The organism is Janthinobacterium sp. YR213, from assembly GCF_900099875.1.
GTDB lineage: Bacteria > Pseudomonadota > Gammaproteobacteria > Burkholderiales > Burkholderiaceae_D > Janthinobacterium > Janthinobacterium lividum.
In genome coordinates this window covers 1,890,395-1,904,984 of sequence record NZ_FNDA01000001.1, presented here as the reverse complement: position 1 = coordinate 1,904,984, position 14,590 = coordinate 1,890,395, and the positions used below count along the sequence as shown (strand labels likewise).

Below are 14,590 nucleotides of genomic sequence, written 5' to 3'. Positions count from 1 at the left end.
TCAGGATGAACACCATGCACAACCATGTCCAGCACCCCTCCGTTTTCATCCTGACGCCATCCTTTTCGTCACCCTTTGCGCTGCCCCTGCGCCGCACGGCGCTGGCGCTGCTGCTGGCCGGCTGTTTCGGCGCGACGCAGGCCAACCCCGCCTTGCCGCAGGTGGTCAACGGACAGGCGACGTTCAACCAGCAGGGCAACATCTTCTCGATCACGAACACGCCCAACACCATCATCAACTGGCAGAGCTTTTCCATCCATGCGGGCGAAATCACGCGTTTCATCCAGCAGAACGGCAATAGCGCCGTACTCAACCGCATCACGGGACAAGACCCCAGCAAGATCCTGGGCGCGCTCGAATCGAACGGCAAGGTCTTCCTGATCAACCCGAACGGCATCGTCTTTGGCCAGGGCGCGAAAGTGGACGTGAACGGGCTGGTGGCGTCCAGCCTGGGCATGACGAACGAGGATTTCCTGGCCGGCAAGCGCCAGTTCACGGCCGGCGGCGTGGCCGGCGGTGTCAGCAATGCGGGCCTGATCCAGGCGGGCAAGGGCGGGCAAGTGCTGCTGATCGCGCCGAACGTGGAAAACACGGGCATCATCACGGCGCCAAATGGCGAAGTGATCCTGGCGGCCGGACGCAGCGTGCAACTGGCCGACCCCGGCAATCCGCAATTGCGCGTGCTGGTCTCGGCACCAGCGGACCAGGCCCTGAACCTGGGCCAGATCATTGCCCAGGGCGGCAGCATCGGCATGGCCGGCGCGCTGGTCAGCCAGCGCGGCGTGCTCAACGCCAACAGCGCCGTCGTCGGCGAGAATGGCAGGATCGTGCTCAAGGCCAGCGGCAAGGCATTGCTGGAGGCGGGCAGCGTCACCAGCGCCACTGGCGCGGTGGGCAAGGGGGGAGACATCCAGGTGCTGGGCGAGCAGGTGGGTTTGCTGGGCAATGCGGCAATCGACGCCAGCGGCGCCACGGGCGGCGGCACGGTCTTGCTGGGCGGCGACTACCAGGGCAAGAACGCGGCCGTGCAGAATGCGCGGCAGGTGCTCGTCGGCAAGGACGCCAGCGTCAATGCCGATGCCGTCCATGGCGGCAACGGCGGCAAGGTCATCGCCTGGGGCAATGAATCGGCCCAGGTACACGGCAGCATTTCCGCGCGCGGCGGCGCGCAGGGCGGCGACGGGGGCTTCGTGGAAACATCCGGCCATTACCTGGCCGTCGATGGCATCCGCGTCAATACCAGCGCGGCGCATGGCAAGCGGGGCAACTGGCTGCTCGATCCTTACGATATCACCGTGGTCGCTGGTTCGGGCGGCCAGTTGAGTTCCTTCGATCAATTCGCCGACTCTCCTGCCACCGGCAACGCCAGCATCGGCGCCGACCTCATTTCCGGCGCCAGCAGCAACGTCACGCTGCAGGCCCTGCACCGCATCAATTTCAACAGCGCCATCAACATCGCGCAGCAAGGCGTGGGCTTGACGGCGCAGGCGGGCGAGATCATCAATGTCAATGCGCCCATCACCACCAATGGCGGCCATATCACGCTGTCGGCCAATGATGCGGCCGCTGGCATGGCCTATGGCGCCGGCTCGAATGTGAATCTGAACGCGGCGCTCGGCAGCGGCAATGGCGATGTACGGTTGTCCGGCGCCGGCGTCACTTTCGGCGTCGGCTCCGTCAATGTCGGCAACGGCAATTTGACCTTGCGCGCGAATGTCGCCGGTGGATCCATCGACCTGACGGGCAGCGGCGATCAACTGCTGGGCAGTGGCGTCACCGGTCAGACGGTGCTGCTGGAGGCGGACAACATCAGCATCAACGGCGCCATCAATGTTGGCGGCGCCGCCGGCAATGCCGGGGTGACCCTGCAAGCGTTCAGCGCGGGACGGCAGATCGCGCTGGGTGACAAGCCCGGCAGCGGCCTGCGCCTGACAAACGCCGAACTGAACCGCATCGCCGCCGGCAGCGTGCATATCGGCAGCGCTGCAGGCGGCGACCTGACGGTGGAGCAGGCGATCGACCTGGCAACGGTCGCGGCGGACGGCGGCGTGAAAAACCTGGTGCTCGAAAGCGGCGGCAATGTGCTCGTCTCGAACACGCTGGCGCTGCGCCAGGACGGCAGTAGTATCACCGCCACGGCCGGCGGCTTGCTGTCGCTCGCCAGTGGCGGCGGCTTGTCCGCCGGCGCGGTCAATCTGGTTGCCGACAATATGAGCCTGGGCGGCGGCGCGCAATCGATAGCGGCCACGGCGGGTGGCACCGTCAGCCTGAACCGCCGTTCCAGCGTGGGCGCCATCACCCTGGGCACGGGCGCGGCGGACAATGCCGGCAGCCTGGGTTTGAGCGAAGCGGAATTGAAGACCATCAGCGCCGGCACCGTGCAGGTGGGCGGCGACAGTTTTGCCGGCGTCGTCAATCTCGTGGGCGCGATGGACCTGGCGTCGCAAGGCGAGTTGAACCAGCTTGTGCTGCGCACGGGCGGCAATATCAACCTGAACGGCCCCCTCAGCGTGGCCAAGGGCTTGACCCTGGCTTCCGGCAATAACATCAGCGCGAGCGGCGCCGTCAGCGTGGGCGGCGACTTCGTGCTCGATGGCGGCCGCTGGGTGCAGAACAGCGCCAGCCTGCCCGCGTTTTCCGCGCGCGGTTTCAGCATCGCGCAGGGGAGCTTCCTGCGCGCGGCAGGCGGCGACGGCGGATCGTCCTCGCCCTATCTGATCGCCGATATCCATGGCTTGCAAGGCATCGGCAGCCTCGGCCTTGGCAACAGCTATCGCCTGGCGGGCAATATCGACGCCAGCGGCACCACGAACTGGAACGATGGCCAGGGTTTTGTGCCGATCGCCGGCAGCGGCAGCGGTTTTTCCGGCGTGTTCGATGGCGCCGGATTTACTCTCAGTAACTTGAAAATCGACCGCAGCCTGGCGTCCGGTTCGGCGGCAGGCCTGTTTGGCACCGTCCAGGGCGGCACCTTGCGCAACCTGACCCTGAGCGGCGGCAGCGTCACCGGTACGGCCAATGTGGGCGCGCTGGCGGGCGAGGTCGTCAGCGGCAACATCGATGGCGTGAACAGCAGCATGGCCGTCAGCGGCCAGCGCAATGTTGGCGGCCTGGTGGGCAGCAACGGGGGCGCCATCACGCTGTCCGCCAGCAGCGGCGCCGTCACCGGCATCAATGCCGATGGCGGCGGCGCCATCGGCGGCCTGGCGGGATTGAATGCGTCCGGCGCCAGCATCACGACCTCGTACGCCACCGGCGTGGTGACGGGCGCGCGTGAAATGATCGGCGGCCTGGTTGGCAATAACCAGGGCGCGCTGAGCCAGTCTTATGCCACCGGGAATGTCACTGGCGCGCGCAGCATCGGCGGCCTGGTGGGCCTGAACGGCGGCAGCATCGATGATGCGTATGCCAGCGGTGCCGTGGGCCGGGCCGGCGTTGCCGATCCCATCCTCGCCTGGGAAAACATGGGCGGGCTGGTCGGCGAAAGCACGGGCAGCGTCAGCCATGTCTTCAGCAGTGGCGCCGTGACTGGCAGCGGCTATGCGGCAGTAGGCGCGGTAGCCGGCCGCGTGTCTTCCGGTTCCCCGTTCAGCTATGGTTTTTTTAATTATGAAACATCGCTGGTGCTGATGGATGGCGGTGGTTCCAGCGGACGCAGCACGGCGCAGATGAAGCAGCAGGGCATGTTCAACGACTACAATTTCAGCAGCGTGTGGCGCATCTACGATGGCTACACGACGCCGATGCTGAAGGCTTTCCTGAAACCGCTGCAAGTGAATCTTTCTGGCAATGCTGCGGGCAAGGTCTACGATGGCCAGTTGGCCGCCTTCCTCGGTTCGATCGGCTATGTGGGATTGATCGACGGCGACACGGGCGTAAATGGCAGCCTCGGCTACGGCAGCAACGCGCGCAATGTGGGCAGCTATGCAGCGACAGGCCTGTGGTCGACCAAGTACGACATCAGCCTGGGCGGCACGACGACTTTCGCCATCACGCCGCGCGCGCTGACGGTGAGCATCGGCGGCAATGGCAAGATCTATGACGGCACCCTGGGTTACGACGGCGCCAATTTCGTGCTGGGCAATGTGGTGGCGGGCGACAACATCAGCATCAGTGGCAGCGCCGCCTTCCTCGACAAGAATGCGGGCAACGGCAAGGCCGTGCATGCCAGCGGCCTGGCCCTGGGCGGCAATGAACTGGGCAACTACAGCCTGGCCGCGACCACGGCGGACGGCACGGCGGACATCAGCGCGCGCGTGCTGAACTATGGCGTCACGGGCGCGCAAAGCCGCGTCTACGACGGCACTTTGCAAGCTGGCCTGAACGGCTACTTCGAAGGCCTTGTGACGGGCGATCAGGTCAGCATGGCCGGCTTGCAGGGCAGCTTCCGCGACAAGCATGTGGGCACCGGCAAGGTGGTCGATTATCAGGTGGCGACGGGCCAGCTGACGGGCGCCGATGCGGGCAACTACGTGCTGAATGGAAATGCGGGCAGCACGACGGCCGACATCACGGCGCGCGTGCTGAACTATGGCGTCACGGGCGCGCAAAGCCGCGTCTACGACGGCACCTTGCAAGCTGGCCTGAACGGCTACTTCGAGGGCCTGGTGACGGGCGACCAGGTCAGCATGACCGGCTTGCAGGGCAGCTTCCGCGACAAGCACGTCGGCACCGGAAAATTGGTCGATTACCAGGTGGCGACGGGCCAGCTGACGGGCGCCGACGCGGGCAACTACGTGCTGAATGGAAATGCGGGCAGCACCACGGCCGACATCACGGCGCGCGTGCTGAACTATGGCGTCACAGGCGCGCAAAGCCGCGTCTACGACGGCACCTTGCAGGCGGCCCTGAACGGCTACTTCGAGGGCCTGGTGACGGGCGATCAGGTCAGCATGACCGGCTTGCAGGGCAGCTTCCGCGACAAGCATGTCGGTACTGGCAAGGTGGTCGATTACCAGGTGGCGACGGGCCAGCTGACGGGCGCCGATGCGGGCAACTACGTGCTGAATGGAAATGCGGGCAGCACGACGGCGGACATCACGGCGCGCGTACTGAACTATGGCGTCACGGGCGCGCAAAGCCGCGTCTATGACGGCACTTTGCAAGCTGGCCTGAACGGCTACTTCGAGGGCCTTGTGACGGGCGATCAGGTCAGCATGACCGGCTTGCAGGGCAGCTTCCGCGACAAGCATGTGGGCACTGGCAAGGTGGTCGATTATCAGGTGGCGACGGGCCAGCTGACGGGCGCCGATGCGGGCAACTATGTGCTGAATGGAAATGCGGGCAGTACCACGGCCGACATCACGGCGCGCACCCTGAACGTGAGCTTCAATGGCGTCAACAAGACGTATGACGGCACGACGGGCGCGCAAGTGCACTTTGGCGACGACCGCATCCAGGGCGATACCCTGACGGTGGCGGGCAATGCCGCGTTCGGCAACAAGAACGCGGGTACCGGCAAGGCCGTCAATGTCACGGATGTGGCGTTGAGCGGCGGCGATGCGGGCAACTATGTGCTGGGCAGCAATGTGGGTAGCACGACGGCCGACATCGCGGCGCGCACCTTGAACGTGAGCTTCAATGGCGTCAACAAGACGTATGACGGCACGACGGGCGCGCAAGTGAATTTCGGCGACGACCGCATCCAGGGCGATGCCCTGACGGTGGCTGGCAATGCCGCGTTTGGCAACAAGAACGCGGGTGCGGGCAAGGCCGTCAATGTCACGGATGTGGCCTTGAGTGGCGGCGATGCTGGCAACTATGTGCTGGGCAGCAATGCAGGCAGCACCACGGCCGACATCGCGGCGCGCACCCTGAACGTGAGTTTTAATGGCGTCAACAAGACGTATGACGGCACGACGGGCGCGCAGGTGCACTTTGGCGATGACCGCATCCAGGGCGATGCCTTGAGCGTGAGCGGCAGCGCCGCGTTTGGCAACAGGAATGCGGGTACCGGCAAGGCCGTCAATGTCAGCAACGTGGCGTTGAGCGGCGGCGACGCCGGCAACTATGTGCTGGGTGCGAGCACCGGCAGCACCACGGCCGACATCGCGGCGCGCGCCCTGAACCTGTCCGGCGTGGTGGGCAGCAAGGTCTACGACGGCACGACGGGTGCGCAGCTGAGTTTGGGCGATGACCGTATCGCTGGCGACAGTTTGACGGCCTCGGCGGTAGCCAGCTTTGCGGACAAGAACGTGGGCGCGGCCAAGGCCGTGCAGCTCAGCGGCGCGGCGCTGACGGGCGCCGATGCAGGCAATTACTTTATCGTCTTGCCGACGGGCTTGCTGGCCAGCATTACACCGGCCAGCCTGACCCTGGCAGGAGTGAGCGCCGCCGGCAAGGTGTATGACGGAACCACGTCCGCGGCGGTCAGCGCGTCGGCGAACGGCGTGCTGGGCCAGGATGTGGTCAGCGTGGTGGGCGGTAGCGGCAGCTTTGCCGACAAGAATGCGGGCGCGGGCAAGCTGGTGACGGCCAGCGGTTTCCGCCTGGCGGGCGCCGATGCGGGCAACTACACCCTGGAGACGACGGGCGGCACGGCGCAGGCATCGATTGCGCAAAAACAATTGTCCACCTGGGTCGGCAGCGGCTTGTGGAGCGATGCCGCCAACTGGGATGGCGGCGTGGTGCCGGAAGGCGCGAACGTGCTGGCCGTCGACTTCAGCAACAGCAAGGGCATCGTTACCTACAGCGCGGCGGCCGGCAGCACCATCCTGAAAAACCTGAACTCGGCGACGGGCTTGCTGTTGACGGGCGGCAGCCTGACCTTGGGGGAAAGCGCGCTGGACCTCTCCGTGCTGAGCGGCCTGGCCGGCCTGGAAATCAACGGCGGCAGCTTGCTGCTGAACGGCAGCCTGTCGGCGGACCGCTATGCGCAAGGCGGCGGGCTGCTGAGCGGCAACGGCAACTTGCTTGTCGCAAACAGCTTCAGCCAGGCGGCCGGCGCCATCCGGCTCGCCGGCCAGCTGGCCATCACGCAAGCCAATGGCAACTTGCGTTTCGCCAGCCTGGCGGCGAACGAAGTGAAATTGAGCGCCCTGAACGGCGCCATCGGCCAGGACGGCGCGCTGCTCGCCAGCAGCCTGGCTGCGCAGGCGCGCGATGGCATCGTGCTGGGCAATGCGGGCAACCAGGTGGGTAGTTTTACCGCCAGCAATAGTGCAGGGGGCGGCATTGCGCTGAACAATACCTCGGCGCCGGGTACCTTGACCCTGGGAACGCTCACCACAGGCGCGGGCAATATCGCCATCGACAACACGGGCGGTGTCGCGGCTGGCAATATCAATGCGCATGGCGGCAACGTCAGCGTGACGGCGCACAGCCCCGTCACTGTCAACGGCAAGATCGAGGGCAATGATATCGCCCTCAATGCCAGCACGGACGTGCTGCTGGGCGATGGCGCGCAGTTGGCCGCTGCGCGCCATGTCAGTTTGACGGCGGGTCGCGACATCCATGTCGGCGGCAATGCGAAGATTGTTAGCGGTGGCAATTTTGCCGCCACCGCGGAAGGCCATGTGCGCTTCGCGGACACGGCAAGCGTCGCTTTGCCGGCAGCGTCCAGCATGAGCGTGCTGGCGAAAACGGGCAGCATCACGGGCGACACGGGCGTGCGCATCAACCGCCAGCGCAGCGGCGTGATTCTGCTGGCGCCGAATGGCACGTTGAGCATGGCGGACGCCATCTTCCTGCCAGCGACGACCATCGACAAGCCCGTGATTGATGCCGCCACGAGTGCGGCCATCGACGATGCCTTGCGCATCATCAAGCAGGCTGACCGTGCCAACGACACGCTCGCGTCCACGCCGCCAGCCAAGCTGGACGACAAGAAGCCGGACAGCAAGGATGTTGCCGATGCTGCAGATAAACCCACAGGATACAAATTCGATGACCCTACTAAAAAAATGTACTGCAATTAAGGCCCTGCTGTGGCTGGCCCTGATGTGCGTGGGCGCGCACGCCTGGGCCGGCCAGGTGGCCGGTACCGTCATGCAATTGAGTGGCCCGCTGATGGCCAAGAAGGCGGATGGCAAGGTGAAAATCCTGGCCATCAAGTCCGAAGTCGAGCAGGGGGATACCTTGCTGACGGAAAAGGAGACCTATGCCTTGATCAAGCTGATCGACAATAGCGAAATCACCCTGAAGCCGAATACCAGTTTCGTGATCGAACAATTCAGCTACACGGCCGAGCAGCCCGATGGCGACCATGCCATCTTCAGCTTGCTCAAGGGGGGCTTGCGTTCCGTCACGGGTCTGCTGGGCAAGCGCAACAAGGAGCGCTTCGAGATGAAGACGCCGGCCGCCACCATCGGCATCCGCGGCACGACGTTTGTTGCCAGTTACGTAGCACCGTCGGCACCGGCGCTGCCAACGGTATCGCCGCCAGTCGGGGCGGCGAGGGCGCCGGGCTTGTATGTGCAGGTGCTCGATGGCTTGATTCATGTCACCAATCCTGCCGGGACGCAAAATTTTGCTGCCGGCCAGTTCGGTTTTACGCCCAGCTTCAAGCAGCCGCCCGTGATGCTGCCCGTCAATCCCGGCATCCCGTTTACGCCGCCGCCGGCGTTTTCGACGCCACTGTCCAGCACGGGCGCCGGCGCCAACAGCGGCAAGCCTGCCGCCATCGACTGCGTGGTGCGTTAAGCATCCGTAAACAAGCCCGCACACTTTGCAAATAGGGCTTGACCTTCCCATCGTTGGATAGCAGATCCTGACCCTATTCGTTAATCTTTCGTACAGGATCTGCCATGAACCAGAGTGCACTCGTCCCCGCCGCTTTCCCTCCCGACGCCGCCCATGCGCAGGCGCTGGCCATCGAAGGCATGAGCTGCGCCTCGTGCGTGGGCCGCGTGGAAAAGGCTCTGGCCGCCGTGCCTGGCGTGAGCCAGGCCAGTGTCAACCTGGCCACCGAAGTGGCCAAAGTCACGTCCAGCACGCCGATTCCCCTGGCCACCTTGCAGGCGGCAGTGGAAAAGGCCGGCTACACGGTGGCGCAGCGCGAGATCGACCTGAGCATCGCCGGCATGACGTGCGCCTCTTGCGTGGGCAGGGTGGAAAAAGCCTTGCTGAAAGTGCCAGGCGTGCTGGCCGCCAGCGTCAACCTGGCCACGGAAAGCGCGCGCATCAAGGTGACGGGCGGCCTGGAAGCGGGCACCCTGATCGCCGCCATCGACAAGGCCGGCTATGCCGCCAAGGTACCCGTCGCCAGCCAGGCCAGCGCGCCCGCTGCCGCACCGAACCGCGACGGCATGAAAGTGGCGTTCGCGGCCGTGCTGGCTTTCCCCTTGATGCTGCCCATGCTGCTCGAGTGGGCCGGCATCCATTTGATGTTGCCAGGCTGGCTGCAATTCGCGCTGGCCACGCCCGTGCAGTTTTACTTTGGCGCGCGCTTCTACAAGGCGGGCTGGAAGGCTGCCCGCGCCGGTAGCGGCAACATGGACTTGCTGGTGGCGCTGGGTACGAGCGCCGCGTATGGCTTGTCCGTCTACCAATGGCTGACGGCGGGCGAGATGCTGCCGCACCTGTATTTCGAAGCGTCGGCCGTCGTCATCACCCTGGTACTGTTGGGCAAATGGCTGGAAAGCCGCGCCAAGCGCCAGACGGCCTCCGCCATCCGCGCGCTGCAAGTCTTGCGTCCGGAATCGGCGCGCGTGCGCCGCGACGGTGTGGAGCTGGACTTGCCCGTGGACCAGGTGAAAGTGGGCGACCTGGTGGTCATCCGTCCCGGCGAGCGGGTAGCCGTCGATGGCGTGGTAGTGGAAGGCGCCAGCCAGATCAACGAATCGCTGATCACGGGCGAAAGCTTGCCGGTCGATAAGCACGTGGGCGACAAGGTCACGGGCGGCGCCATCAATGCGGACGGCTTGCTGCTGGTGCGCACGCAAGCCGTGGGCGGCGAGACGACCCTCTCGCGCATCATCCGCCTGGTGGAAGATGCGCAGGCGGCCAAGGCGCCGATCCAGCATCTGGTCGACAAGGTCAGCGCCATCTTCGTCCCCGTGGTGCTGGTGCTGGCGCTGCTGACCATGCTGGGCTGGTGGCTCGCTACCGGCGAGCTGGAGAACGCCATCATCAATGCCGTGGCCGTGCTGGTCATCGCCTGTCCATGCGCGCTGGGCCTGGCCACGCCGACGGCCATCATGGCCGGCACGGGCGTGGCTGCCCGCTACGGCATCCTGATCAAGGATGCGGAAGCGCTGGAAGTGGCGCACGCCGTCAATACTGTCGTGTTCGACAAGACGGGTACCCTGACGGTGGGAAAACCGGCGCTGGCGGCCTTGCATGCGCATGGCATCGAGGATGCGCGGCTGCTGCAGCTGGCGGCCAGCATTCAGCGCGGTAGCGAGCACAGCCTGGCGACGGCCGTGCTGGATGCGGCTACCGCGCGCCACATCGACCCCTTGCCAGCCACGGCCCTGTCGGCCTTGCCGGGCCGCGGTCTGGCGGCCCACGTCGATGGCCTGGAATTGAAGCTGGGTAGCACGCGGCTGATGCAGGAATTGAACGTGGACATGACGCCGCTGGCCGCGCAGGCGCAGGAACTGGAAGCCACGGGTAACACGATTTCGTGGCTGGCGTCGGGATCGGAACTGCTGGGCCTGTTTGCCTTCAGCGACCAGGTCAAGCCGAACGCGCAGGCGGCCATTGCCCATCTGCACAGCCTGGGCATCCGCACGGTGATGTTGACGGGAGATAACCAGGGCAGCGCCGACGCCGTCGGCAAGCTGCTGGGCATCGACACGGTGGCGGCGAAAATGCTGCCGGCCGATAAAACCGCTAAAATTGTCGCGCTGAAAGGCGAGGGCGCGAAGGTGGCCATGGTGGGCGACGGCATCAACGATGCGCCGGCGCTGGCGGCCGCCGACGTGGGCATCGCCATGTCGACGGGGACCGATGTGGCCATGCATGCGGCCGGCATCACCCTGATGCGCGGCGATCCGGCCCTGGTGGCGGACGCCATCGATATCTCGCGCCGCACCTACAGCAAGATACGGCAGAATCTGTTCTGGGCCTTCATTTATAACCTGATCGGCATTCCGCTGGCCGCCTTCGGCCTGCTCAACCCCATGGTGGCGGGCGCGGCGATGGCCTTCAGTTCGGTCAGCGTGATCAGCAATGCCCTGTTGCTGCGGCGCTGGAAAGCCCGCAGTCATTCAGGTGGCACGCATACCAAGGAGCAATAAGGATGAATATCGGCCAGGCGGCAAGCGAAACGGGCGTATCGGCAAAAATGATACGCTACTACGAGAGTATTGCATTGTTAAAACCCAGCGCGCGCAGCGACGCCGGTTACCGCATCTACACGCCGAACGACTTGCACGCCTTGCGCTTCATCAAGCGCGGGCGGGGTCTTGGCTTTTCGCTGGAACAGATCCGCGAGCTGCTGTCGCTGTGGCAAAACGACCAGCGCGCCAGCGCGGACGTGAAAGGCATCGCCCTGGCCCACGTCGCCGATTTGAATCAGCGCATCGCCGAACTGACGGAAATGCGCGATACCTTGGCCCACCTGGCGCAATCGTGCCACGGCGACGACAAGCCCGATTGCCCTATCCTGCAAAGCCTGGGGTTGGCTGGTGACACGGACGCGAAAGCATGTTGCCATTGATGTGAATCAACGGAGGGGCTATGGCGTATGAACTGTATTACTGGCCCACGATACAGGGGCGCGGCGAATTCATCCGGCTGGCCCTGGAAGAGGCGGGCGCCGACTACCGCGATATCGCCCGTTTGCCTGAACGCAAGGGGCAAGGCGTTCCCGCCATGCTGGCCTGCCTCGATGGCGACAGCATGCCACAGGCGGCCTACGCACCGCCCGTGCTGCGCGATGGTGACGTGCTGATCGGCCAGACCACGAATATCCTCTTGTACCTGGGCCGGCGTCTGGGGCTGGCGCCACGTACGGAAAGCGGCCGTTTGTGGCTGAACCAGCTGCAACTGACGATGGCCGACTGGCTGACGGAAGTGCACGACACGCATCATCCGCTGTCGATGAATCAATATTACGAGGAGCAACAGCAGGCGGCCATGCTGCGCAGCGCGGATTTCCGCGAAACACGTTTGCCCAAGTTTCTTTCCTATTTCACGCAAGTGTTGTTGAATAATCGCAGCCGCGGCCAGTACCTGGTGGGTGCCAGACTCACGTATGGCGACCTGTCGCTGTTCCAGATGCTGGCCGGCCTGCGCTATGCGTTTCCGCAAGCCATGGCGCGCCTGGCGCCGCAGTATCCAGCCCTGTTTGCGCTGCACGATGCGGTGGCGGCGCGGCCGAATATCGCCCGCTACCTGAAGTCGAAGCGCAGAATCGCCTTCAATGAAGAAGGCATCTTCCGCCATTACCCCGAACTGGACGGATAAAAAAACAGCCGGCGCAAGGGCCGGCTGTCCTGGTGCTGCTCTGCTGTTATTGTGCGCTGGTGACGGGGTAGCCCGCCTCCACGATGGCGGCGCTGATGGCGCCCAGTTCGGCGGGTGACTCCACCGTGACGCGCTTGCTGGCCAGGTCGATCTGCACCTGTGCCGCAGGATCGATCGCCTGCACCGCTTTCGTGACCGAGCCGACGCAATGGCCGCAGCTCATGTTTTCAACTTGTAACTGATACATGGCAAGCACTCCTTGAATGATTAAGTGCTTCCACTGTAATCCTTGCCCCGGTGGGAAGGTCAAGCGGAAGCGTTGTGGCGTTTTAATGGAGCAGGAAGTCGACGGCTTGCATGGGCGGCGGCACGTTTTCGTCCTGCACGGATTCGCGCAAGCTGATGTCGATGGCGCGGCACATGGCAGACAGCGGCAGATCGTTGGCGTCTTCACCGAACGGCTCCTCGATCTCGTCGCCCAGCGCATCGAGGCCAAAGAAGGTGTAGGCGACGATGGCGACGACGAAGGGCGTCATGAAACCGAGCGAATCGACGAGGCCGAAAGGCAGCAGGAAACAGTACAGATAGGCCGTGCGGTGCAGCAGCAGCGAATACGAGAAGGGAATCGGCGTGCTGCGGATGCGTTCGCACGAGGCGCCTGCCGCTACCATGGCCGAGACCGTGTTATCGATCTGCGTGGCCAGGATGCTGTCGATGCGGCCCTGCGCGATGCAATCGGCCAGGTCGTGGCCCATCTGCAGCATCAGGTAGTCGGACGGGTTCGCCGCCTTGCAGGCCGCTTCCCATTCGGCCGGGCGCAGCAGCGGCTGCAAGTCGTCCGGTCCGCGCGTGTCGCGCAGCTGGTGGCGCAGTGCATGGCAAAAGGCGATGGTACGGTAAATCATGCGCACGCGCACATCGTCCAGGCCCAGCCTCGCGTGGGCCGGCGTGTCGCTGCGTATCATGGTCTGGCACTGGCGCGAGAAATTACGGCTGCGCAAGACCAGTTCGCCCCACAGCTTGCGCGCTTCCCAGTAGCGGTCATAGGCGGCCGTGTTGCGAAAGCCCAGGAAGATGGCCAGTGGCAAGCCGATCAGGGTAAATGGGATGGTGGTGAGGATGACCTTGTGGTCGAACAGGGTGCCGTGGCACCAGGTGACGAGGGTGGCGATCAGGGTATTGACGATGAGCGTGGTGCGGATGCGCGGCAGGACGGAGCCGCGCACCACGAGGAACAGCCGTAGCGCCGAAGGACGCTCGCGCACGATCATGCTGTACTCCCGGTGTGGAGCTGGGCTGGCGGGGAAACGCGCACCTGGTGATCGGTAAGAGGGGAAAGACAGAGTGGCAATTGCCGGGAACAAAAAGCCCGCGATATATGCGGGCTGAGCAGGGTGTGCATGGGAAGCAAAGTAGGGGAGACGGCATGAGTATAGGCCGCAGGCCCGCTTCGAGCCAATTCACAGTGATAATGGGCATTATTCATTTCATGAATGAATATTTCATTTGTAAGTATTCGTGTGAATTTCAGTTGTCCGGGTTCTGCCCTTGCCTGATCTTCTTGCGATGTGCCGCCTGCTGCTGTTTCAATGCCTTGCTTGTCGTATAGCCATTGCGAAACCAGCTTGTCTGCTTATGCTGACCCGGCCAACTGCAGTTCAGTACATTTGCCACGTCGGCGCAGTCGCAGGCGCAGTCGACCAGGGGCACATCGCAGTCGCAATACCCCGCCTGTGCCTGCCTGCGCGCACTGTGCCGTGCCGGTGGCTGCAGCGCGCCGTGCTGGCGATGGCGTTCGCCGCAGGCGCGCAGACGGCGTTGCAACAGCGCCAGTCCCGGACGCAAGCCGTGGCGCGCGATGACCTTGTAGCCATAGGCGGAACAGCTGTCGCGGCCTGTCAGCACGCGGAGGGCGCAGGAATAGCCTTTATAGGGCGACAGGTAGCGCTGGTAAGCGCGAATGGCCAACAGGGCCAGGCGTTTGCCGCAAGTGTCGAATGAGAAAATGCCAGCTCCTTTTTTCTATGCCATCAAGTCACTGGTGCGAGCATACGTTAGGTATCCCGAAAATAATAGCGTCAGCAGGCACAAACTATCATGGTGATAAATGGAGAGAATTATGCGTGACGCGTCTGCTAGGCTGGGTGGGCAAATTTGAAATATTGTCTAAAAAAATTATCCCATCCCGATAGCCGCCGCCAGGGGCATGGTCAAGCTGGTTTATCCTTCCTTTGAAAGT

General features: G+C 64.2%; 8 protein-coding genes. 5 read left to right on the top strand and 3 right to left on the bottom strand.

Going from position 1 to position 14,590, the window contains the following annotated elements:
* The first annotated feature begins 14 nt into the window (after positions 1–14).
* The 5 genes from BLT98_RS08375 (at position 15) to BLT98_RS08355 (ending at position 12,351) form a co-directional block, all read left to right on the top strand.
* Positions 15–7,916, top strand: a complete 7,902-nt coding sequence (locus BLT98_RS08375; RefSeq protein WP_092606440.1) for a YDG domain-containing protein — start codon at positions 15–17, stop codon at positions 7,914–7,916.
* The gene (locus tag BLT98_RS08370; RefSeq protein ID WP_244517423.1) at positions 7,885–8,640 is read left to right on the top strand and encodes a FecR family protein; all 756 of its coding nucleotides are present in this window, start codon (positions 7,885–7,887) and stop codon (positions 8,638–8,640) included. Before BLT98_RS08375 ends, BLT98_RS08370 begins: the two co-directional genes overlap by 32 nt.
* Before the next feature lie 104 nt (positions 8,641–8,744).
* Complete coding sequence (locus BLT98_RS08365; RefSeq protein ID WP_092606436.1) at positions 8,745–11,180, top strand: heavy metal translocating P-type ATPase; 2,436 nt, start codon at positions 8,745–8,747, stop codon at positions 11,178–11,180.
* A gap of 2 nt (positions 11,181–11,182) precedes the next feature.
* Entirely contained in the window at positions 11,183–11,602 is a 420-nt protein-coding gene (gene cueR, locus BLT98_RS08360) for a Cu(I)-responsive transcriptional regulator (RefSeq protein WP_092606434.1), read from the top strand.
* Between the two features lie 20 nt (positions 11,603–11,622).
* Positions 11,623–12,351, top strand: a complete 729-nt coding sequence (locus BLT98_RS08355; RefSeq protein ID WP_092606432.1) for a glutathione S-transferase — start codon at positions 11,623–11,625, stop codon at positions 12,349–12,351.
* A 46-nt stretch (positions 12,352–12,397) separates the two neighbouring features.
* Here BLT98_RS08355 and BLT98_RS08350 read toward each other — a convergent pair whose 3' ends face one another.
* The 3 genes from BLT98_RS08350 to yidD form a co-directional block, all read right to left on the bottom strand.
* Positions 12,398–12,598 (bottom strand): heavy-metal-associated domain-containing protein, encoded by a 201-nt coding sequence (locus tag BLT98_RS08350; protein ID WP_092606430.1) that lies wholly within the window; start codon positions 12,596–12,598, stop codon positions 12,398–12,400.
* Between the two features lie 82 nt (positions 12,599–12,680).
* Positions 12,681–13,622 carry a bestrophin family protein gene (locus BLT98_RS08345; RefSeq protein WP_070282379.1) on the bottom strand — a complete coding sequence of 314 codons (942 nt, stop codon included), beginning with the start codon at positions 13,620–13,622 and terminating at the stop codon, positions 12,681–12,683.
* Between the two features lie 256 nt (positions 13,623–13,878).
* A complete protein-coding gene (gene yidD / locus BLT98_RS08340) occupies positions 13,879–14,358 on the bottom strand; it encodes a membrane protein insertion efficiency factor YidD (protein WP_092606428.1) in 480 nt (159 codons plus the stop codon).
* Positions 14,359–14,590 lie beyond the last annotated feature (232 nt).

Coding starts and splice junctions, on each gene's coding strand:
- BLT98_RS08375 (WP_092606440.1), top strand. CDS start 15: ATGCACAACCATGTCCAGCACCCCTCCGTTTTCATCCTGACGCCATCC.
- BLT98_RS08370 (WP_244517423.1), top strand. CDS start 7,885: ATGACCCTACTAAAAAAATGTACTGCAATTAAGGCCCTGCTGTGGCTG.
- BLT98_RS08365 (WP_092606436.1), top strand. CDS start 8,745: ATGAACCAGAGTGCACTCGTCCCCGCCGCTTTCCCTCCCGACGCCGCC.
- cueR (WP_092606434.1), top strand. CDS start 11,183: ATGAATATCGGCCAGGCGGCAAGCGAAACGGGCGTATCGGCAAAAATG.
- BLT98_RS08355 (WP_092606432.1), top strand. CDS start 11,623: ATGGCGTATGAACTGTATTACTGGCCCACGATACAGGGGCGCGGCGAA.
- BLT98_RS08350 (WP_092606430.1), bottom strand. CDS start 12,598: ATGTATCAGTTACAAGTTGAAAACATGAGCTGCGGCCATTGCGTCGGC.
- BLT98_RS08345 (WP_070282379.1), bottom strand. CDS start 13,622: ATGATCGTGCGCGAGCGTCCTTCGGCGCTACGGCTGTTCCTCGTGGTG.